Annotated in this window: 25 protein-coding genes and 1 pseudogene; 19 read left to right on the top strand and 7 right to left on the bottom strand. The window is 38.9% G+C overall.

The window, feature by feature from the left end; all coding sequences use genetic code 11:
* Positions 1–87: 87 nt before the first annotated feature.
* Positions 88–747 carry a hypothetical protein gene (locus tag ACYH0O_RS14980; RefSeq protein ID WP_482629362.1) on the top strand — a complete coding sequence of 220 codons (660 nt, stop codon included), beginning with the start codon at positions 88–90 and terminating at the stop codon, positions 745–747.
* Here ACYH0O_RS14980 and ACYH0O_RS14975 read toward each other — a convergent pair.
* On the bottom strand, positions 731–901 hold the full coding sequence (locus ACYH0O_RS14975) for a hypothetical protein (RefSeq protein ID WP_482629361.1): 171 nt from the start codon (positions 899–901) through the stop codon (positions 731–733). The two genes, ACYH0O_RS14980 and ACYH0O_RS14975, sit on opposite strands and share 17 nt — an antisense overlap.
* A gap of 123 nt (positions 902–1,024) precedes the next feature.
* Here ACYH0O_RS14975 and ACYH0O_RS14970 point away from each other — a divergent pair, with 123 nt between their 5' ends.
* A complete protein-coding gene (locus tag ACYH0O_RS14970) occupies positions 1,025–1,201 on the top strand; it encodes a YozD family protein (protein ID WP_148969368.1) in 177 nt (58 codons plus the stop codon).
* Positions 1,202–1,328: 127 nt separating this feature from the next.
* On the opposite strand, the gene ACYH0O_RS14965 is transcribed toward ACYH0O_RS14970, so the two are convergent.
* On the bottom strand, positions 1,329–1,634 hold the full coding sequence (locus ACYH0O_RS14965) for a hypothetical protein (protein ID WP_482629360.1): 306 nt from the start codon (positions 1,632–1,634) through the stop codon (positions 1,329–1,331).
* Between the two features lie 327 nt (positions 1,635–1,961).
* On the opposite strand from ACYH0O_RS14965, the gene ACYH0O_RS14960 reads away from it, so the two are divergent.
* The 3 genes from ACYH0O_RS14960 (at position 1,962) to ACYH0O_RS14950 (ending at position 3,970) form a co-directional block, all read left to right on the top strand.
* Positions 1,962–2,765: a serine/threonine protein kinase gene (locus tag ACYH0O_RS14960; RefSeq protein ID WP_482629359.1), complete on the top strand. Its 804-nt coding sequence runs from the start codon at positions 1,962–1,964 to the stop codon at positions 2,763–2,765.
* 17 nt (positions 2,766–2,782) lie between these two features.
* Positions 2,783–3,553, top strand: a complete 771-nt coding sequence (locus ACYH0O_RS14955; RefSeq protein ID WP_149156828.1) for a sporulation protein — start codon at positions 2,783–2,785, stop codon at positions 3,551–3,553.
* A gap of 96 nt (positions 3,554–3,649) precedes the next feature.
* Entirely contained in the window at positions 3,650–3,970 is a 321-nt protein-coding gene (locus tag ACYH0O_RS14950; RefSeq protein WP_482629358.1) for a hypothetical protein, read from the top strand.
* 73 nt (positions 3,971–4,043) lie between these two features.
* On the opposite strand, the gene ACYH0O_RS14945 is transcribed toward ACYH0O_RS14950, so the two are convergent.
* Positions 4,044–4,187 carry a hypothetical protein gene (locus ACYH0O_RS14945; protein WP_187443262.1) on the bottom strand — a complete coding sequence of 48 codons (144 nt, stop codon included), beginning with the start codon at positions 4,185–4,187 and terminating at the stop codon, positions 4,044–4,046.
* Between the two features lie 17 nt (positions 4,188–4,204).
* Positions 4,205–4,327 carry a hypothetical protein gene (locus ACYH0O_RS14940; RefSeq protein ID WP_262371772.1) on the bottom strand — a complete coding sequence of 41 codons (123 nt, stop codon included), beginning with the start codon at positions 4,325–4,327 and terminating at the stop codon, positions 4,205–4,207.
* A gap of 130 nt (positions 4,328–4,457) precedes the next feature.
* On the opposite strand from ACYH0O_RS14940, the gene deoD reads away from it, so the two are divergent.
* The 5 genes from deoD to ACYH0O_RS14915 all read left to right on the top strand — a co-directional run bounded on the left by deoD (position 4,458) and on the right by ACYH0O_RS14915 (position 9,541).
* Positions 4,458–5,162 carry a purine-nucleoside phosphorylase gene (gene deoD / locus ACYH0O_RS14935; RefSeq protein ID WP_149156826.1) on the top strand — a complete coding sequence of 235 codons (705 nt, stop codon included), beginning with the start codon at positions 4,458–4,460 and terminating at the stop codon, positions 5,160–5,162.
* Between the two features lie 149 nt (positions 5,163–5,311).
* Positions 5,312–6,151: a M15 family metallopeptidase gene (locus tag ACYH0O_RS14930; RefSeq protein WP_482629357.1), complete on the top strand. Its 840-nt coding sequence runs from the start codon at positions 5,312–5,314 to the stop codon at positions 6,149–6,151.
* A 172-nt stretch (positions 6,152–6,323) separates the two neighbouring features.
* Entirely contained in the window at positions 6,324–6,911 is a 588-nt protein-coding gene (locus tag ACYH0O_RS14925) for a YitT family protein (protein ID WP_482629356.1), read from the top strand.
* 120 nt (positions 6,912–7,031) lie between these two features.
* Positions 7,032–8,492 carry a lmo1851 family serine protease gene (locus tag ACYH0O_RS14920; RefSeq protein ID WP_482629355.1) on the top strand — a complete coding sequence of 487 codons (1,461 nt, stop codon included), beginning with the start codon at positions 7,032–7,034 and terminating at the stop codon, positions 8,490–8,492.
* A gap of 113 nt (positions 8,493–8,605) precedes the next feature.
* Positions 8,606–9,541, top strand: a complete 936-nt coding sequence (locus ACYH0O_RS14915; RefSeq protein ID WP_482629354.1) for an LCP family protein — start codon at positions 8,606–8,608, stop codon at positions 9,539–9,541.
* Between the two features lies 1 nt (position 9,542).
* Here the strand turns inward: ACYH0O_RS14915 and ACYH0O_RS14910 are convergent, their stop codons facing one another.
* Positions 9,543–10,268, bottom strand: a complete 726-nt coding sequence (locus tag ACYH0O_RS14910; protein WP_149156822.1) for an AlbA family DNA-binding domain-containing protein — start codon at positions 10,266–10,268, stop codon at positions 9,543–9,545.
* A 985-nt stretch (positions 10,269–11,253) separates the two neighbouring features.
* Between ACYH0O_RS14910 and ACYH0O_RS14905 the strand changes: the two genes are divergently transcribed.
* The 5 genes from ACYH0O_RS14905 (at position 11,254) to ACYH0O_RS14885 (ending at position 15,096) form a co-directional block, all read left to right on the top strand.
* Positions 11,254–12,174 (top strand): CobW family GTP-binding protein, encoded by a 921-nt coding sequence (locus ACYH0O_RS14905; protein ID WP_482629353.1) that lies wholly within the window; start codon positions 11,254–11,256, stop codon positions 12,172–12,174.
* Positions 12,175–12,197: 23 nt separating this feature from the next.
* On the top strand, positions 12,198–12,473 hold the full coding sequence (locus tag ACYH0O_RS14900; protein WP_482629352.1) for a hypothetical protein: 276 nt from the start codon (positions 12,198–12,200) through the stop codon (positions 12,471–12,473).
* An 11-nt stretch (positions 12,474–12,484) separates the two neighbouring features.
* Positions 12,485–12,847 (top strand): DUF2085 domain-containing protein, encoded by a 363-nt coding sequence (locus ACYH0O_RS14895; RefSeq protein ID WP_482629351.1) that lies wholly within the window; start codon positions 12,485–12,487, stop codon positions 12,845–12,847.
* 92 nt (positions 12,848–12,939) lie between these two features.
* Positions 12,940–13,362, top strand: a complete 423-nt coding sequence (locus ACYH0O_RS14890; RefSeq protein WP_426890731.1) for a MarR family winged helix-turn-helix transcriptional regulator — start codon at positions 12,940–12,942, stop codon at positions 13,360–13,362.
* Positions 13,363–13,476: 114 nt separating this feature from the next.
* Positions 13,477–15,096: an MDR family MFS transporter gene (locus ACYH0O_RS14885; RefSeq protein WP_482629350.1), complete on the top strand. Its 1,620-nt coding sequence runs from the start codon at positions 13,477–13,479 to the stop codon at positions 15,094–15,096.
* Positions 15,097–15,185: 89 nt separating this feature from the next.
* Here ACYH0O_RS14885 and ACYH0O_RS14880 read toward each other — a convergent pair whose 3' ends face one another.
* A complete protein-coding gene (locus ACYH0O_RS14880; RefSeq protein ID WP_149156817.1) occupies positions 15,186–15,431 on the bottom strand; it encodes a DNA alkylation repair protein in 246 nt (81 codons plus the stop codon).
* Positions 15,432–15,500: 69 nt separating this feature from the next.
* Between ACYH0O_RS14880 and ACYH0O_RS14875 the strand changes: the two genes are divergently transcribed.
* The 4 genes from ACYH0O_RS14875 (at position 15,501) to ACYH0O_RS14860 (ending at position 18,341) form a co-directional block, all read left to right on the top strand.
* A complete protein-coding gene (locus tag ACYH0O_RS14875) occupies positions 15,501–15,782 on the top strand; it encodes a hypothetical protein (RefSeq protein ID WP_482629349.1) in 282 nt (93 codons plus the stop codon).
* A gap of 70 nt (positions 15,783–15,852) precedes the next feature.
* Complete coding sequence (locus ACYH0O_RS14870) at positions 15,853–16,170, top strand: hypothetical protein (protein WP_482629348.1); 318 nt, start codon at positions 15,853–15,855, stop codon at positions 16,168–16,170.
* Between the two features lie 320 nt (positions 16,171–16,490).
* Positions 16,491–17,303 carry a CAP domain-containing protein gene (locus ACYH0O_RS14865; protein WP_482629347.1) on the top strand — a complete coding sequence of 271 codons (813 nt, stop codon included), beginning with the start codon at positions 16,491–16,493 and terminating at the stop codon, positions 17,301–17,303.
* 264 nt (positions 17,304–17,567) lie between these two features.
* A complete protein-coding gene (locus tag ACYH0O_RS14860; RefSeq protein ID WP_482629346.1) occupies positions 17,568–18,341 on the top strand; it encodes an SDR family oxidoreductase in 774 nt (257 codons plus the stop codon).
* A gap of 59 nt (positions 18,342–18,400) precedes the next feature.
* On the opposite strand, the pseudogene ACYH0O_RS14855 reads toward ACYH0O_RS14860, so the two are convergent.
* Positions 18,401–19,769: pseudogene (locus ACYH0O_RS14855) on the bottom strand (MATE family efflux transporter).
* Between the last annotated feature and the right edge of the window lie 23 nt (positions 19,770–19,792).

The following is a 19,792-nucleotide window of genomic DNA, read 5'->3' as shown; positions in this document are numbered from 1 at the left end:
GGTCCTTTTTTAAAAAGGCTTTTCGTGTATACCGATATGCTTGTTGTTGCATATCATATAAAAAAGGCGATTAAGGGTGAGGGGAGAATGAAGAAACGAAAAGAGCCTAGATTCAGAGTTGGAGAAACGGTAGTTGTAACAATCTATGGTACTGTCGGGAAAATCACCGATATTAAAAAACTCGATGGTGAGTTTTTATATGAGGTAAACGAAAGTGAAGGACTTTTCAAGGAGAAAGCATTAGAATTGCTTGATTCTTATGATGGATACATTTTTGAACAGGAACAGATCGATATTGAATATAAATTTCTATTCGGAGATCTGGTTATTGTCAAAGGGTATGAAGAGGATCTCTTTAAAGTGGTAGGATTCAGGACGGAAATATGGCGTTATAAGGACGATGCCTGGGAAGACGTTATTTATGAGTTAATGAGAATTACAGATGGAGAGTGGTTAGAAGCAGACGAAGATGAAATCACCTTAGTTGCAGATGAAGAGCAAGCAGAGGCCTTTATAAAGAAATACGGATTCGTATTTCCGCAGAAAAAAGAAGGCAAAATAAAATCGCTTCGTTCATCTGCTCACCCAAAGCCGAGTTGGATTGATCAGCTTCTGGATCATTATAATGATTACAAAGCACTGTATCTTCTCTTTGAAGATACTAAATATAAGAATAAGATGGACTATGTATTAGAACAATTGAGATCTCATACAAGCTCACAATCTATTGTTAAAGAGAAGGAATAAGCCACATGATATACAGAAAAACTGGAACGCTTATGATTAAAAATGATAGCAATACAACCCTAAGAATCCACTGCATTCCTGAGACAATCATTCCTTCACCATTTTCTAAATCTTTTAACATCGTTTTCGTTTTTTGAGTAAATATGCTTAACATCGAATCGCTCCTTATCTTTGATGATAAAGTCTATGCTTGTCTTTTAAGTCTTATGAAAACTTTTTTCTCATAGCATAACTGGAAGCATTCTGTCATAAATTGAGAATCAAAGGGGGCGATCACATGCGGGAGATAGAAGTCTTTATCGACACCGAGGAAATTGCCGAGTTCTTCATGAAAGAACTCGTTCAAAGAGGATATGTACCGTCAGAAGATGAGCTGGAAGAAATAGCGGATATCACATTCGAGTATCTGATTGCCAAATGTATCATTGATGAAGAATGGGAAGAAGATGTATAGGATCTTTTCAACCATCGAATTGAAAATCACATCGTAAGGAATGTTCATTCACATAATGGGGATTAACTCTAAAGTGCCTTTCATGTTTTTCGGGTGGCAGAAAAACATCGAGGCACTATATTTTGAGTTAATCCCTCTTTAGATTCACAAGAAATGAGGTCAACGCTTTCCACTTTTTTGTCATAGAAAAACGATCAGGTATCATCATCGTCAAATGAGGTGCCATCACTTCGATCGGCTGGTCAATAAACCAGTCAGACATAGAGAGTGTGAAAGAAGGCATGTTATCCCAAACAGAACATAAAGTGGGACTATATAGACGAGTTTTTTTATCTTCTTTCGAATGAATTTGTGTCCAGTAATCTGCTCTCGATCCGCTGAGGGAATGGTGAAAAATGGCTACGTTACACAACTCAAGAAATGAGAAAAACACATTTTGCCCTTTTTTGGACAAGGCGTGTGAAAGCAGATTATCACGCTCCACTAAGATATATATTTATGTTTGAAACTAATTTCTAAATGAAACGTATATAGTAATACAAGTGGATAAGAAACATTCTTGGGAGGTTTGCTTATGTTAAGGAAAATAATCAAAAGTCTGTTAGGTTCGAAACATCATCGGTACAGCTCCAGTGATGCGTGGAGAAAGTATAAATCACCTAAACATAAACATTTTGGACATCAGCATTATAAGAAGCATAAGAGTAAAAGCTTTTTTTCCAGCTTTTTTAGCAGTTGATGGAATGAGAGGAAACAGGTTATGGTACACACGCTTTTTCGCAGACTGATCGATGGCTTTGAACAGACGTGGAAACCTGGAGAAAACATCAATGGCTACCATATTATCCGATTAGTTGGAAAAGGAAGCTATGGTACAACTTACTCGGTCATCGAACACTCTAGTGGAAAAGAGGCCATACTAAAAAGAATTCGCCCTTACAAAAAGTTATTTTCTAATCACGCCCAATATGTTCAAAATGAAATAAATGCACTACAAACTTTATCCCATCCCCGGTTTCCATCTGTTTATACAACAGGTGAGTATAGGAAGACTCCTTATTTCGTTATGGAAAAAATGCACGGTCAAACATTTGAGGAGTTAATTTTTATGGAAGGAAAAACATACTCGGAGGGAGAATCACTAACGTTAGGTGTACAATTGGTTAACCTAGTACAATGGATCCATGAAAATGGATACGTCCATCGTGACTTAAGAATCCCTAATATTTTACTGGATCATGGAACGCTTCAAATAATAGACTTTGGTCTTGCTTGTGAAATGAATGAAACATCAGAGACTATCCCAGGGAAACATAAGGATTATATGAGGGATAAATCGAAGAAGAGTGATTTCTACGCAATCGGGCATTTTCTGCTATTTTTATTGTATTCTTCTTATGAACCAACTATGAAAAAGGAGAGAAGCTGGGAAGAAGAACTTGCCATTCATCATGATACAAAGATGGTGATCAGAAGACTTCTGCAAATTGATTCAGGGTTTATGGACGCTGAGGAAATCCTGGTGGAATTATACCGAGTGATTGAAACATTACAAGAAAGATAATCGAGGAGGAAAATCAAATGTCTTTTTTTAACAAAGTGTTTGCTTCAATAGGAATCGGAGCAGCTACAGTAGATACAAAATTAGAAAAATCAAGCTATCAAGCAGGGGAAACAGCAAAAGGTATTGTAGAAATTACAGGAGGGAGCGCAGATCAGAATATCGATGCTATCTATTTAACGCTCTTTACTACATATATTCGTGAATCAGATGACAAAAAGTATACTGATTATGCTCCCATTCAAAAAGTGCAAATATCCGAGCCGTTTACTATCGGCGAAAATGAAAAGAAACAGTTTCCTTTTTCCTTTACCTTACCATTTGAAACCCCGATCACGTATGGAAATACAAGGGTGTGGGTAGCCACTGGCTTGGATATTAAAAATGCAGTTGATCCTAAAGACAAAGATTATATTGAAATCTTACCGAATGAATTGACGAATGCAGTGCTCACATCTGTTCAGGAACTGGGCTTCAGGATTCGTAAGGTTGAATGTGAGCAGGCACCACGCCGCTACAGAGGTCGCTATCCATTCATACAGGAATTCGAATTCGTACCGGTCAATGGTCCATATCAACGAAAATTAGATGAACTTGAAGTGATGTTCCTGAATCAATCGGAAGAACAAGTGGATCTCCTTCTGGAAGTGGATCGACGGGCAAGAGGGTTAGGTGGATTCTTAGCAGAAGCCCTTGAAATGGACGAATCCATGGTCAGACTGACAATTAGAACGACAGATATCCCACATCTCTCATCTAAACTGAAAGATGTGATAAATAAATTCGCTTAAGGGATCGATTCGACAAAGATTCCTATGTTTCCATGAAGGATTCGACAAGGTCTATGTGTAATAGTATGAGTACAACATAATGACGGAGGGGTGCTCATGCCTTTACTTGAAAAAATCATTCGTCCTAAGCTTTTAAGGTCTACCTATGACATGACCATTTTCCAAACTCCAAAGTATGGAGAGGATAAAGGCTATGAAAAGGTATATCGAATCTCGGTTGAAGCAAATAATCATGAAGAAGCCCTGTATAAAACGTTCAGAACATTTAATGTACCAGATTTGGTTCCAAAAGATTATCAGGGCAGATACATTGCTACACGTGATATTATCTTTATTGACGAGGGGCGGAGAGGTCATTATTATTATCGCCTTCAGCCAAATGGATGGAAAAGAGTGAATAGGATCTTGATTCATTAAATATGGAATAACGAAATAAAGGAAAGAATCTTCCATCTAGGTAAGATTCTTTCCTTTATTTTATTAGCAATATTTATATGTGATTACCCGGACCGTTTTTCCGGTTCTGAGCTGAATTTTCCTTAGCATGTGCATTGTGCTCTGCATCCAGTGCTTCTTTTGGGATATGGTTATTTTTCTTAGGAGCATTAATTCTGTTTCGGTGTTTTTTACCCATAGAAATCTTCCTCCCCGTTATGATTTAAGTCTTTCAGTTCTTGAAGAGTTAGGTTGTGTCCCTGTACGGGTAGAAGGGTTAGTTTCATTTGCATGCTGAACTGCTTGCTTCAGTTTCTTACTCATTTTTTCTTTAGCCATGTGAATCCCTCCTTCTGTCGTTAGTTTGACCCCATGCACTGCTTTCTATCCTTCCATTTTCAAGCGTTGCATAAGAAATAAAAAAGGATTACAATGGTGTTTCAACAGACTTGATAGGAGGAAAAGAAAATTGAGTATACATATAAATGCAAAAGAAAATGAAATAGCAGAAACGGTTTTATTACCAGGAGATCCACTTAGAGCAAAATACATTGCTGAAACATTTCTGGAAAATCCAACCTGTTACAATGAGGTTCGTAATATGTTTGGATACACTGGGACATACAAAGGGAAAAGAATTTCGGTTCAAGGGACAGGCATGGGCGTACCTTCCATTTCCATTTATATCAACGAATTGATGCAAAGCTATAACGTACAAAACCTGATACGTGTCGGAACTTGTGGTGCTATCCAAAAGGATGTTAAAGTTCGTGACGTCATTCTGGCTATGACCTCATCAACTGATTCTCAAATGAACCGATTAACGTTTAACGGGATTGACTATGCACCGACAGCTAATTTCGATCTACTTAAACGTGCTTATGATGCCGGTGTGGAAAAAGGCCTGAACTTAAAGGTCGGAAATGTATTTACTGCCGACATGTTCTACAATGACAATGCAGAGCATGAAAAATGGGCTCAATACGGCATCTTGGCAATTGAAATGGAAACGTCAGCTTTATACACTTTAGCTTCAAAATTTGGACGCAATGCATTATCTGTACTTACAGTCAGTGATCATATCTTAACAGGTGAAGAAACAACTGCAGATGAGCGTCAAACAACATTTAATGAAATGATTGAAGTTGCATTGGAAGCTGCTATTCAAGAGTAGGTCCATTTACGATCAAAAGAAACTGCTTACATTCCCACTTTTGGGTTTATAGGCAGTTTTTAATTTTTGTGAAGTATATCCTGCTTACAGAAATCTTATTACATGATAAGATATTGGTTGGAAACATTTTAGAGAAACTAGGTGAAAGTATGAAAAAGATCATCTTCGTAACGGCTGCTTCCTTGATAATGTTATCGGGATGTTCGCAAGTACAAGATTGGTCAGAGAATTTATTTGGCCAGAAACAACAAAAAACGAAAGAAGAAGTGCCTAAGCAGCAAACTCCAGGAGATCAACCGGAAGAAGATCAGTCTCCCACTTCAGAGGAAGAAACAGTTCCTCCTGAACTACAATTAGAGTCTCAATACTTTAATGATGTGAAAGTAGTGGATGGAAAACAAGTGATTCAAAATCCTTCCAACCTTTTAGCGCTAGTAAATAAGGAATATGCATTAGATGAATACAAACCAACTGATTTGGTTCGCCCAAAAGTTCCGTTCGTATTTGGTAATCAAGAACTTGAAAAGGCGTATCTTCGTAAAGAAGCGGCAGTACAGCTGGAGGAAATGTTCGCTGAAGCCAAATCACAAGGAATTCTACTAACGGCTATTTCAGGTTATCGTTCGTATGAATATCAAAAAATGCTGCTGGAAAGAGAAATTGCTCAATTCGGAGAAGAGAAAGCTGTAATGGCCGTGGCACCTCCAGGACAAAGTGAGCATCAATCCGGATTAGCCATGGACATTTCAAGTCAAAGTAATAACTTCCAAGTAAACATTGAATTTGCTGATACGAAGGAAGGAAAATGGCTTGCTGAAAACGCCTATAAATTTGGGTTCATTCTTCGTTATCCTGAAGATAAGGTTTCAATTACACAATACCAATATGAGCCCTGGCATTTCAGGTATGTTGGTAAGGATGCAGCTAAAGTCATTCATGAAAACAATTGGTCTCTAGAGGAATATTTCAATAATGTGAAAAAGATATAATGATTTTTTAAGGGTTAGGGGCTTTTGGCTTCTGGCCCTTTTCTGTGTCACTTGTGATTGATAATGGCGTCACTTATTAAATCATTCCGCCCTTGGGTTGTTCTGTTTTTTCAAATGTTCACATACAACAATAATAGGGGCTGTCCCAGTTTGAGGTGAGCGGGTGAAACGTATGTTTAGGACTTTTAGCATTATTATCTTAGGAAGTGTGTTTGTAGGAATCGGCATCAATCTTTTTTTCGTGCCGCATCATTTCCTGGACGGGGGTATGATTGGGATTGGCCTTATTGCCCATTACTGGTTTGGTTTTAAGCCGGGCCTCACGATAATCTTACTGAGTGTGCCGTTATATATGCTGGCTTTTTTTGTGGACAGAAAACTTTTCTATAATAGTATTCACGGTCTCTGGTTATCCTCGTTAATGATAGACTTTTTTTATCAGTGGAAGAATATTTTAACTTTTTCCCCGCTTATGAGCGCATTCTTAGGGGGGACATTTGTTGGAATTGGAATCGGCCTTATGTTAAAAGGAAACTCCGCCACGGGAGGATCTGATTTATTAGCTCAACTGATTGGAAAAAGTTTTCAAATGAATGTAGGAAAATTAATTTTTGCTTTTGATAGCATCGTGCTGATGGTTGGCTGGCCGATCATCGGTACGGAGTCTTTCTTATATTCTTTATTTGCTGTCAGTACAGTAGGTTTTTTTACAACGATTTTGACGCATCATAATCATGACAATGGATTTTCCTTTCGTTAATATTGAAAAGCTGATAGAATAAAGAAGCTATGAGCTGGAAGATTGCTCATATAGCTGTTTCGTGATAGTGTAGTCGTTAAATTCACACAAGATACATAGCAACGAAAGTGGTGGAAAGCTTTGGAACAAGATAAGACAGATCAGTCACAACAAGAAACCCATTCAAGTTTTATAAAAATGAAGAAGTTTAAATTTGTTATGCTCTTGTTTTTCCTTGTATTTGCAACTGCAGGAATTACAACATTTGCACTGGCGTTTGGAGACGAGAAGGCAGTAAATGTAGGAGTAACCGAACGTTCAGAGTTTCAAAAACTTTATGAAGCGTATGATAAGTTAAATGAAAATTACTTTAAAGACCTTGATCAGGACACCTTAGTAAACGGTGCTATAAATGGGATGCTTGATAGTGTGGGTGATCCTTATTCTGATTATATGAATGTAGAAGAAGCTGAAAAGTTCCAGGAAAGCATCTCTTCTTCTTTCGAAGGAATCGGTGCAGAAATACAAGAGAAAGAAGGATATATATCCATCGTTTCTCCCATAAAAGGTTCTCCGGCAGAGAAAGCCGGATTACAGCCGAACGATACAATTACGAAAGTGGATGACAAAAGTATTCAAGGAATGTCTGTCACCGATGCGGTACTACTCATTCGTGGTGAAAAAGGGACAAAGGTTACATTGACCATTCAGCGACCAGGTCAGGATAAGCCAATGCAAGTAACCATTACAAGGGATGAAATTCCAATTGAAACGGTTTATGCAGAAATGAAAGAAAATGGAGTAGCTGAAATTCAAATTACGAGCTTTTCGGAGAATACGTATAAAGAATTAACGGAAGCTTTAAATGAAATGAACGAAAAAGGTATGAAAAAACTTGTTCTTGATTTAAGACAAAATCCGGGTGGATTACTGGATCAAGCTGTGAAAATCTCTAACTTGTTTGTTCCTGAAGGTAAAGTTTTATTCCAAGTAGAAGACAGCAATGGTAAAGTGGAAAAGTATGTTTCCGAATCAGGGCAGAAGATAGATGTGCCAACAGCTGTTCTTGTTGATGGTGGAAGCGCGAGTGCTGCCGAAATCTTAGCAGCTGCTGTAAGTGAGTCAAACGATATTCCCCTTGTTGGAACGAAAACCTTTGGTAAGGGAACGGTACAAACAGCCGAAACCTTCCAAGATGGATCTAACATGAAGTTTACAACGGCTAAATGGTTAACGCCAGATGGCAATTGGATTCATGAAAAGGGGATCACTCCCGATATTGAAGTGAAGATGCCGGAATATGCGCAGCTTCCATACATCAATCCTGAAAAGGAACTGAAGGAATCAGACCTATCGGATCAGGTGAAAACAGCAGAGCAAATGCTCAATGCACTGGACTTGAATCCAGGAAACGTTGATGGATATTACGATGAAGATACGACAAAAGCGGTTAAGCAGTTCCAGGAAAAGAATGAACTAAAGGTAACTGGAACGTTAAATGCTGAGACGACGGTTAAGCTTATGTCCAACCTCCGAGATAAACTAAAAGAAAACGATCCACAAGTGAAAAAAGCGATTGAAGAATTAAACCAAAATAATTAAGTGGAAGATCTCAGGTGAAAGCACCTGAGATCTTTTTTTGGCTATTGGTTTCTTCTTACTCGTATATAATATATGAGATGTACCAACAATGAGAGTATATATGAGGTGATGTAATGAAAAAATCAGCGTTACTGCTGACTTTATTATTTTCTGTATTCATTGTTGTAAGTTGTTCGCCATTCTGGGGTGAGGGAGAACAACGGGCACCCAAAGAAGAAGTTCAATCGCAAAAGCATTCCTTAGATAAAAAGGAGGAATCGATTTTTCCTTTAATCCTTCAGGATAAAAAATCTCCTGTAAATGTACTTCTAATCGGTTCAGATCAACGAAAGAACGAACCTGCCCGCGCAGATGTATTAATGGTTGCTCAATATTCTCCACAATCGACATCCATCAAGATTCTGTCCATCATGAGGGATACATTTGTAAACATTCCTGGATTTGAAAAGAGCAAAATTAATCATGCGTATACATGGGGGGGAGAAGAGCTCCTGGCTGAAACGATAAAAAATAATTTCAACATAGATGTTCACCATACCGTAAAAGTAGATTTTAATGATTTCATAAACGTGATGGATTTCGTTTTTCCAAAAGGGGTCGGGGTTACAGTGTCAGAACCGATGATCAAGTATTGGAAATGGTCAAAGGATCCCGGAAAGCAAGTGTTAAAAGGAGAAGAAATCTTACAATATGTAAGGTTTAGGGGAGACATTAAAACCGATTTTGGACGAGTGGAGAGACAGCAGGAAATAATGGCTTTAGCAGAAAAAAGTCTAATGGAGCAAATGCAGTCCGGCGAAGGAATTACAACCGTTGTTTCCATTATGAGAGAAGGTTTAAATAACGTAGAAACCTCTACACCATTGAGTGAAGTAATAAAGTATGGAATTTCATTAATGCTACATCCCGTAGAGCGGGTGGAAACACTTCGAGTACCGATAGAAGGGAGCTTTACGGATCTTTCTACTGTGAATGCAGGGCAGGTATTAGACATGGATGAACAGAAGAATCTAGAAGCCATCAGTGAGTTTCTGAAAACGGTTGAGTGATTTACCAAGAATGAAATTCGGATGAATCCAGGTCCAGGAAAGTTTCTATCTTCTTCATCTTTCTTATAATCAAATCATGCAGATATTTTTTGTACTTCAGGTCTTCGGCTTGGTCATGTTCCAAATGCAGAATTTTAAGGTGCTCCAGATGTTCTCTTAATGTACGCTCATCACTATCCGACCCACCGGACTGGACTTTGCGGAGAATTACGTCCACCAATTTTTCGTGGCTGGCCTCGATTGTCTTCGTCCCTTGTCTGGCATAAATGGCCCCATACCGTAATTCACCTCTTGTCACAATAGAGGTATATGGAACGTATCGTGGATCATAGTCAATGATGAGAACCTGGAACCGTTTCAAGCTCAACAAAGGGTGAATCCCTTTGGGGAAAATGAAATCCTCGGTGCGATAACGTAAATATTTTGGAAGCAGATGCTGTAGTTTATTATCAACATCTGCTTTATCTAAAAATTCCTCATCTGACAATCCCTTTAAATCTAATGATCCATCATCATATTGCATCACTCCTATAATGATGCATCCGCCTCCTGAATTAGAGATAGCCAGAATATGCTTCGCCATTTTTGTGAATTCAATCCAATCTGATTTGAAGTCCACATAATCCGTCTCACCTGTATTATGAAGCAACAGATCCCTCAATGTTTCATGAGAAGGGTTCTTCAAAAAGTCCCTTAACTTAAGCGGAACAATCTTCTCATAGTACAATGACAACCCCACCTTTTTAGTACTCACATGTTTAATAATTCTGCCGTAATGGAACGGTCTTTTATTGTGATAAATTTAAGAAATCAGCATCCATAAATTATCTTAGTTGACTCAATTCCTTTTTATTTCATTCTATGCGTGTAAAGATAATAAAACGCTTGTTACAATTGCTCTTTTCTAAAAGTTTATTTTTCTTAACATAAGGTCTGCTTTGACTCTGTCCATTAGTAACTGCTGGATGGTGAAGGGAACCGCTCCGCATGCAGCTAGCGTTCGGCCGAGCCTCCTCAGCTTAGCCGAACGGGGTCTCGGCACGACCGTACTTCCGTAGGAATTTACGCAGTTCCCCCCATCTATAAGAAAACTACCTGACAGAGCTTATAATTGAAAAAACAATCAATAGAAAACAATCACTGGTCTTTTTACAAGAGGTTATCTACCGTGGGAGAAAAAAGACTTTCTACTGATAAGATTGTTAATCGTTCTTTTTTAGTCATCTAAAGGATATAGGCAATCATAGCGAAATCATTTGGTTCCAAATACCTTGGGGCTCCATACATGGATATACAATAGGAGCTTTTTGTGTTTTGTTTATCTATACTCATTAGCAGTAAGAATGTAGTAGCACAGAGTGGATTGTAGCGGAAGGCACTTGACTCCTGCGGGAGATAGAGGAAAGGTCGAGACCCCGCAGGGCAAAGCCCGAGGAGGCTTGACTTCCTCCCCGGGGAATCTTGTGCCTGGAGCGGAAAGGAACGGTCTTGTTTTCAAACTACAAACTCATGAAAAATTCACTTCTTTGGGAATTATACTGATCCTGAGGGTGAAACCACGAAAACTCACCGCAATTCCCCGTATATCAACTACTGCTTTCATGTCTAGGATAGCCACAAACTTTGTAAATAGAGCCTTACAAAATACCTTCATTGTGTTCACAAGCTCTTTCTAATAGAATGTGTATAGGATCTATAGAGAGGAAGATTAAATGAAGAAAGATGTTTATATACTATCCGGATTCCTTGGAAGCGGAAAAACGACGTTATTAAAAAATTTACTTCAAGCCTTAAAGGACCAGGATAAAAAACCGGCTGTATTAATGAATGAATTAGGAAGTGTATCCATCGATAGTGATGAAGTTGAAAAAGATACGGCTTTACGGGAGTTGCTTGATGGATGTATATGCTGCACCATATCAGAAAAGCTGGAGTCACAGCTTCAGGAATTACTGCTTAACGAAAATTTCGATGTACTGGTAATTGAAACAACAGGAGCAGCCCATCCCGTTGAGGTTGTCGATTCCATCTTATCCCCACTGTTTGCAAATCAGTTCGAATTTAGGGGGATTGTTACTGTTGTGGATGGACTCCAGTGGAAAAATAGGGGTGGATTCAGTCCAGCCGTCTTACATTTGATGAGGGAACAAATTCGCCATGCTCAATATATTGTGGCAAATAAGATGGATTTGCTTACAGAGATGGAGCAGGGAACATTCTCGTATGAACTTCAGCAAATCAACCCAAATGCTAAAGTGTACTTAACGAACTATTCAAAGGTCTCTATGAAAGTTCTATTTTCTTTAGAAGCGGATAACCGTAACGGTTCCTACGAGAAAGCACCCATCGGCGAGCACTTAACCTTACAAGCAATCGTATATACATTCAATGGATCAGTCAATGGAGAAGCGTTTGAAGAATGGGTTAAAAATCAACCTGACAGCATTTATAGAATGAAGGGGTATGTTCCATTACAGGGTCGAACAAATCCAACCTTGTTTCAATATTCATATGGTATGCCTTTATTTATGCCGGGAGATATGAAATATCCTACCAATTTCGTCATAATTGGAGAAAATTTACATAAAACAGAAGTAATACGTTCATTGCAGGAGATAGATATAATCGAATAACCTAAGGGGTGGAGAAACAATTCATGGTGTTTCTATTGTTTAGTGTAGAACTAATCATATTTATCGGTGGACTCTACGGGTTAAGTATACATGAGACAACACTGCAGCTCATCATCTTTACCGGCCTAATCGTACTTAGTGTCATCATGTTTATATCAACGATCGTGTATTATCAGCGAAAAAAACATAATAGGGAAAGGTCAAATGATTGTTGGGACTGTGCAATTTATTCACCTGACTGTCTTCCTTTTCCACGTGGAAAGAAATTTGACTGTGATTCACCGGACTGCAGTCCATAGGAGGGAATAGAGTGAAAGGCTTCCTTACATTATCCTTTATGCCCTGTCATAGAATACGAGAACGTTCACTCGTCGTCTGGGGGAAACAATTTCCCTTATGTTTCCGCTGTATGGGTATTCTCTTGGGAATCCTCATCGGGATCCCGTTCGTATGGTTGTATTTCCCTTTGGTAACATTCGTTCATTTGCTTTATGTGGGGATGCTCATCATCCCTCTACTGGCAGATGGATACACCCAGAAGTGGAAATGGAGAACCAGTTCTAATTCGTTACGGTTGCTGACAGGACTCCTATGTGGGATCGGACTATCGATCAGTATCATTCTATTCTCCAGGGTGGGGGTCAGAACCGTCATGGTCTTGACCGGTTCATAACCATTGACAGAACAGAAGAAATTGTTTAAACTATAATAGTTAACTTAGTGAACTATTTATTCAGTGGAAGAAGTGAGAAAGGTCGATTTTTAGTGGGAAAAGAAATGTTCGAGTTAGAGCGATTATTTAGATCCGTTTTTAGAATGATGAAATCAGATATTCGAACCATTTTTGGTGAGTTCATTTCCAATGGAGAATTTCGGGTCCTACAGCTCATTAGCGAGAATGGGGCATTGAAATCCTCTGAAATATCCAAACGTATGGAAGTATCGGCAAGTCATATTACTTCCATTACAGATACATTAGTAGAAAAAGGCTATATCACAAGAATGCGGTCTAACGAAGATCGTAGAGTAGTAGAGTTAGCTCTGACACCCCAGGGCGAAGCAATGCTTTCTCAATGTGAAGAAAAAAAGACTCAATACTTTCAGGAACTATTTGTGAAATTTGATAAAGAAGAGATAAACCACCTGATTGAACTGTTTGAAAAACTATTAGCATCAAATCGTAAGTAATAAGTGTAAGCATGAGAGAGCAAGGGTTGACCGGATCGGGTCATCCCTTCTATTATGCTTAATTACTTAAGTAAGTGAATTATTCTTATTATAAATATTAAGGGAGACTTAAAAATGGAGCACTTAGAACATCGAAAAAAAGTAATGATCATGATAGCCATCATGTCAGCCATGTTATTCGCAGCATTGAATCAAACGATAGTGGGAACCGCTTTACCACGAATCATTTCTGAAATCGGCGGGATTGACTACTATAGCTGGGTATTTACAATCTTTATGTTAACCAGTTCGGTTACAGCTATTTTAGTAGGGAAATTATCGGATATGTATGGAAGAAAGCCATTCATCCTCCTTGGTATCGGTGTTTTTATGATCGGGTCATTCTTGAATGGACTTTCTTCCTCAATCCTGCAATTAATCATCTTCAGGGGGATTCAGGGCTTTGGAGCCGGGATGATCATGTCTACTGCGTTTACGGCTGTAGGAGACTTATTTTCGCCTCGGGAAAGAGGGAAATGGCAAGGTTTAATGAGTAGTGTATTTGGTCTCGCAAGTGTGTTCGGCCCAACATTAGGAGGCTGGATCGTTGATAATGCAGACTGGCACTGGGTATTCTGGGTCTTCCTTCCAGTAGGTTTCATCGCCTTTGGAATGATTTACAAAATGTTTCCTTCACAGAAGCCAAATAGAGGATTGAAAGTGGACTACTTAGGTTCCATTATGCTCACTCTGACTATTATTCCATTACTATTGGCCTTTACTTGGGGTGGAAATGATTATGAATGGGTTTCCCTTCCGATAATAGGGTTATTATCAGCTACGGTGTTATTTCTTGTTTTATTTATCATTACGGAAAAGAAAGCAAGCAATCCCGTTCTTCCACTTCAATTGTTCAAGAATAAAATCTTTACCTTATCCAATATCATTGGATTTATCCTGGGTGCCGGGATGTTTGGAGCCATTATGTATATGCCGTTCTTTATTCAAGGGGTCATGGGGACATCTGCCACTAAGTCGGGCTTGGTGATGATGCCGATGACATTAAGTATGGTGATCGCAAGTACAGTTGGTGGACAGATCATCACTAAGACAGGCAGATATAAATTTCTAGCGCTAATCGGTTTGTTCGTAATGAGTGCAGGAATGATTCTTTTATCCTTTATGGATACGAACACAACCAATACAACGGCTCTAATCAATATTATTATAGTAGGAACAGGTCTCGGGCTGAGCTTCCCTGTGTTCACTTTAACGGTTCAAAACGCTGTCCAGCATAAGTTCCTTGGTGTGGCTACCGCTGCGACCCAATTATTCAGACAAATAGGCGGTACGATTGGTGTAGCCATCATGGGTACCGTGATGAATACTTCCATGTCTTCAAAGATGACTGAGAAAATGTCTGAAGTGAAAGACTCACCTCTACTTACGAATCCTGAAACATCAGGAGTGCTGAAGCAGCTACAGGATCCTCAAAATATTATGAATGGAGAGAAATTAAAAGAATTACAATCAACATTACCTAAAGAATTCCAAGGGATTTACTCAACCATTCTCGAAGGAGTGAGAGAGTCGTTAAGTTTCGCTTTAACCAATGTCTTCTTTATTGGTGCTATCATTCTTCTTGTTGGTTTTGTATTAACGTTCTTTATGAACGAAATCCCTTTACGTATGTCGAATAAAGATGTAACTGAAGAAGAGAAAGAAACAAAGCTTAAAGAAGCTTCCAATCATTGATTGGCTCCAGTTCCAAATAAGAAAAGGGGGTATCCGGGTGGGTCTGTACTCAAACACAGTGCCAACCAGTTACCCCTTTTTAATATGAATTACATCGAACTTTCTCCAAATTTCTTAAACGTCATCTCATCCTCTACTAAACCGCAAGCGGCACATTGTACTTTTAAATCCGGTCCATTATATGCTAGATGAAAGGGCTCGATCTGCCCTTCTTCATAACTTTGTACAACTTCTCCAGAGGCAGGATCGAGTTTCACACTCTGAGATACTTGTTGTATAATATTAAACCGAGTGCGATTCGTTTTACAGTTGGGACAGCGATAGGGTGTAGTCATGTACATCACCTTTCTTTTTTTTTCTAGTATGCTTTATAAATAAACTTTTTATGTAAGGGTTGTTTGAACATGAGATTAGAATCATTCGATGCATTATTAGAGGCCTACAGACAGATATGGAAAAACAGATTATTAATAAGTGAGGGTAATTCTTCAGAAAAGATCCTGAAGGAAACAATTAAACGTGAATTATTGGACGGCAATAGTCATCCAAGAGTACGTAAATCAAAAGAAGAAAAACACCTCTCAGCTACCAAGAGAATCATTGAATCGGACCTGACGAGTGAAGAGAAAGTTTCATTAATAAAGGTACATCTTGAAATAGTCTCACAATTGAACGGAGATACATAAAGACATTTAGAAGTTTAGGCATAATTGAGGGCTAGTAATAAGCTTACTTCTATTTAGTGCACTTTCTTATATGATGTACTATCGATATTTCCCTGTTAGAACGAAACAACGGTCTTCTCTTGAGGTAACTTCCCGACAAGTAGTGGTGGATGTCCGGGATTATCAGGATTCTTCAAAAGAGGATTGCGATAACATTATAGCAATCCCATGTGGATATATAAGCCGGCATTCCCGCGACATCCCTGATGGTCCTATCTTGGTAATGGGGAGTAATCCTATTGAATGCAATGTAGGGGTTAGACAATTAAAACGTCTTGGCTTTCATGTAGAAGGATATATCATAATCGAATCTGACAAAAAATGTAATGAATACCTATCTTTAGGGTAAAATCGTATGTTATGTGAAATGTTACTGTAACATCCGTTACAATGATAGGACCTATAAAAAGCTGTCAATATTGATATACAGGTAATTATTAGTCTTCAAGACTAAATAATACAATCATTGGAAATGTAAGTAAATCATTTCAGAAATACATTTCTCCCTACTAGAATCAGTGATTACTATAGTACTATAGAATAATTGTCTTTCAAAATAGAACAATTGATTTCTAGTTACCAAGTTCTCCCGTAAATGTAACAAAAACAGGGTGGTATGATGAATGTGCAGCAAAGAAAAACACATTCACTAAGGAGGAATTCATTTTTATGAATAAGAAAATGATGATTTCAACTGCAACAGCATTCACTTTATTAGCAGCACCATTCGCGGCAGGTAAAGCTGACGCTGCAGCACCATGTCCAACAGATAAGGTTACACAACAAGTGAACGCATTTAAATATAGTGGTAATCAAGAAGATTTAAATAAATTTGTACAAGATACTCTAGCAAAATACCAAATCGATGGTAAGAATATTAATGTACAAGAGCTGTTAAATGGACAAGCTCCTAAAGCTCAGGCAGCACCAGCGCCTGCTAAGGAAGCACCAAAAGCAGAAGCGCCAGTACCAGCTCCTAAAGAAGAAGCACCAAAAGCAGAGGCACCAGCTCCAGCTCCTAAAGCAGAAGCACCAGCACCAACACCTGCAGGAAACGAACAGCAACAACAACCAGAACAGCAGGCTAGTGAAGAAACAGGTCAATTAAGCCAATATGAGCAAAAAGTAGTAGAATTAACAAATCAAGAGCGTGCTAAGCAAGGTCTTCCTGCTCTTAAAGTAGATACTGAGCTAAGCAAAGTTGCACGTGAAAAGTCTCGTGATATGCAAGCGAATAACTACTTCTCCCATGATAGCCCGACGTACGGTTCACCATTCGACATGATGAAGCAGTTCGGCATTGAATATAGCTCTGCTGGTGAAAACATCGCTATGGGTCAACCTACTCCGGAAGAAGTAGTACAAGCATGGATGGACAGTGATGGTCACCGTAAAAATATCTTAAGCTCAAACTACACTCATATCGGTGTAGGACATGTAGAAAACGGTAACTACTGGACTCAACAGTTCATTGGTAAATAATATAACACAATCATGAAAGCAGCCTCTCTTTTGGAGAGGTTGTTTTTTTGTGTGTTTATCCTCTTGAAAATTTAAGTGGTGTTCACAATTTGGCGCAACAAAGCCTAGCAAAGAAAGTTTGAGATTAGGTTTTCACTCAACTAGGAAAGATATACAAAGAATAGTGCGTACAAGTTCATGAACACACGAATTAAGAGCTCACATTTGCAATTCAGCTTAATCATTCTTACTATTGAAGTATAACGAGTACGTGGAGTGAGCTTGATGAAAGAAAAAGTTGTGCTTATAACGGGAGGTTCGAAGGGGATCGGCCGGCGAACGGTAGAGGAATTCTCGAAACAAGGCTATACCGTTATTATTAACTACAAACAAAACGATCAATTTGTTAAAGACCTTGTTTCCAACTTGAAGGAGAAATTTAACAATAAATTAATAGCGATCAAAGGTGATATTTCTGTAACGGAAGAATGTGAACGAATGGTAACGGAGATATGGAATGAAGTGAAAAGTATCGATATCTTAATTCATAATGCAGGTCCTTACGTGAAAGAGAGGAAGTCATTTGCTGATTATTCCCCGGAAGAATGGAATTACATAGTAAATGGAAATCTAAATAGCGTTTTTTATTTATCCAGGCTGATCATTCCTAAAATGCGTGAAAAGAACTGGGGAAGAATCATTACGTTTGGTTATGATCGAGTTGAAACAGCACCAGGTTGGATCTATCGTTCCGCGTTTGCGGCAGCAAAAGCGGGACTCGCTTCCTTTACGAAAACGATATCAATAGAAGAAGCTCGTAATGGAATAACCGCCAATATGATCTGCCCTGGGGATATCGTAGGCGAATGGAAAGAAGAGGAGATCCATAAAGCTAAAAAACATCAAGATCCGGGCACACCGGTCGGGCGACCAGGAACTGGGGAAGACCTTTCGAGGATCATTTCTTTTCTTTGTAAAGAAGAATCTGATTTTATTACCGGCTCCATCATTCCCGTTACAGGGGGCAAGGATGTACTGGGAAAGGTATTTCGTCAGTGAATGAAAGAATAGACACGGCAGAAAAAAATCTGAAGTGTCTATTCATTTAATTTATGGATTTATTCACTTTTAATGCTATATTGTTTTCGATACTTTTTTTGTATGAATAATAGTCTGGCTGACAATGTCATGGCACCTGCTGTTAATCCGGATGTCAGACCTAGCCAAAATCCGTATGGACCAAAGTCAGTGTAGTTTGCCAGGAAATAACCCAGCGGTAATCCAATCACCCAATAGGATATGAGCGCCATCACAAAGGTGATATTAACATCCTTGTATCCCCTAAGTGCCCCTTGTACCGGAGCCTGAATGGCATCTGATAGCTGAAAGAATACGGCATACAATAAGAAATGAGCCGTTAATTCCAATACATATGCATCATCTGAATAAAGGTACGAGATTTCTGAACGGAACACGAGCAAGATCACACCATATATGCCTGCCAATAGTAATGCAAAGCTTACCCCCATCCAGCTGTAGATCTTTGCATCCCGTAGCCTTTTCGCCCCGATTTCAAACCCTACAACAATGGTTAATGCCATGGAAATACTAAGAGGGATCATATAGAGAAAGGATGCAAAATTGATCGCTGCTTGATGAGCTGCAATAACAACGGTGTCATAGTTGCTCATCAACAAAGTAACGGCAGAAAAAATGCTTACTTCAAAGAAAATCGATAAACCGATGGGTACCCCGATTTGAAAGAGCTCTTTCCACTTAAGAAGGTTAGGCTTATGAAGGGTTTTAAAAACAAAGAAATGGTTAAACGGACTTTTCGTATGCACGACCCAAAAGGCAATAAGAGTAATGACCCAATATGTGATGGCTGAAGCATAACCCGCACCTACTCCCCCTAATGCAGGGAAACCGAGTTTTCCGAAAATCAGTATATAATTAAATACCACATTGATCGGAAGAGAAAGCAGTGTAATAAACATGGTGACCCTTGTCATCCCTAAAGCATCAATAAACGATCTCAGCACATTATAGATGAACAATGGAATCATTCCAAATGAAAGTCCAATAAGGTAATCCTTGGCTACAGTACGGACCTGTGTTTCTATATTCATTCCATTCAGAATTGGGTTGAGAACGAATGCACCGACAATCATTACGAAAAGTGATAGAGCAATGGCAGCATATACGCCTTGAAGCACAGTGTGAGGAACGTCTTTCTTATTTCCTCCTCCTATTAATTGAGCAACGATTGGGGTAACCGCGAGAAGGATGCCACTTAACCCTGTAAATACCGGGACCCAAAGGGGAAGAACCTATGGCGACGCCTGCCAGGTCGGTGGGAGAATACTTCCCTGACATGATGGTGTCAAAGAAATTCATCGCAAACATTCCAAGCTGGGTGACCAGAATGGGAATGAGTATAAGGGAAAATTGTTTGATTTTATCTTTAATAGTGTGTGTTTCTCTCATAGAATGAACTCCTTTACTAAACG

Source organism: Rossellomorea sp. H136 (assembly GCF_056838065.1).
Note: the sequence above shows the minus strand (reverse complement) of the source record. Positions and strands in the feature narration are given on the sequence as shown.

Bases quoted from the DNA above. Each gene is read 5' to 3' on its own strand.
- ACYH0O_RS14940 (WP_262371772.1), bottom strand. From the start codon at position 4,327: ATGGCTAAAGAAAAAATGAGTAAGAAACTGAAGCAAGCAGTTCAGCAT.
- ACYH0O_RS14945 (WP_187443262.1), bottom strand. From the start codon at position 4,187: ATGGGTAAAAAACACCGAAACAGAATTAATGCTCCTAAGAAAAATAAC.
- ACYH0O_RS14955 (WP_149156828.1), top strand. From the start codon at position 2,783: ATGTCTTTTTTTAACAAAGTGTTTGCTTCAATAGGAATCGGAGCAGCT.
- ACYH0O_RS14875 (WP_482629349.1), top strand. From the start codon at position 15,501: ATGAGATTAGAATCATTCGATGCATTATTAGAGGCCTACAGACAGATA.
- ACYH0O_RS14880 (WP_149156817.1), bottom strand. From the start codon at position 15,431: ATGACTACACCCTATCGCTGTCCCAACTGTAAAACGAATCGCACTCGG.
- ACYH0O_RS14980 (WP_482629362.1), top strand. From the start codon at position 88: ATGAAGAAACGAAAAGAGCCTAGATTCAGAGTTGGAGAAACGGTAGTT.
- ACYH0O_RS14960 (WP_482629359.1), top strand. From the start codon at position 1,962: ATGGTACACACGCTTTTTCGCAGACTGATCGATGGCTTTGAACAGACG.
- ACYH0O_RS14865 (WP_482629347.1), top strand. From the start codon at position 16,491: ATGAATAAGAAAATGATGATTTCAACTGCAACAGCATTCACTTTATTA.
- ACYH0O_RS14925 (WP_482629356.1), top strand. From the start codon at position 6,324: ATGTTTAGGACTTTTAGCATTATTATCTTAGGAAGTGTGTTTGTAGGA.
- ACYH0O_RS14905 (WP_482629353.1), top strand. From the start codon at position 11,254: ATGAAGAAAGATGTTTATATACTATCCGGATTCCTTGGAAGCGGAAAA.
- ACYH0O_RS14870 (WP_482629348.1), top strand. From the start codon at position 15,853: ATGATGTACTATCGATATTTCCCTGTTAGAACGAAACAACGGTCTTCT.
- ACYH0O_RS14950 (WP_482629358.1), top strand. From the start codon at position 3,650: ATGCCTTTACTTGAAAAAATCATTCGTCCTAAGCTTTTAAGGTCTACC.
- ACYH0O_RS14900 (WP_482629352.1), top strand. From the start codon at position 12,198: ATGGTGTTTCTATTGTTTAGTGTAGAACTAATCATATTTATCGGTGGA.
- ACYH0O_RS14860 (WP_482629346.1), top strand. From the start codon at position 17,568: ATGAAAGAAAAAGTTGTGCTTATAACGGGAGGTTCGAAGGGGATCGGC.
- ACYH0O_RS14930 (WP_482629357.1), top strand. From the start codon at position 5,312: ATGAAAAAGATCATCTTCGTAACGGCTGCTTCCTTGATAATGTTATCG.
- ACYH0O_RS14970 (WP_148969368.1), top strand. From the start codon at position 1,025: ATGCGGGAGATAGAAGTCTTTATCGACACCGAGGAAATTGCCGAGTTC.
- ACYH0O_RS14975 (WP_482629361.1), bottom strand. From the start codon at position 901: ATGTTAAGCATATTTACTCAAAAAACGAAAACGATGTTAAAAGATTTA.
- ACYH0O_RS14915 (WP_482629354.1), top strand. From the start codon at position 8,606: ATGAAAAAATCAGCGTTACTGCTGACTTTATTATTTTCTGTATTCATT.
- ACYH0O_RS14885 (WP_482629350.1), top strand. From the start codon at position 13,477: ATGGAGCACTTAGAACATCGAAAAAAAGTAATGATCATGATAGCCATC.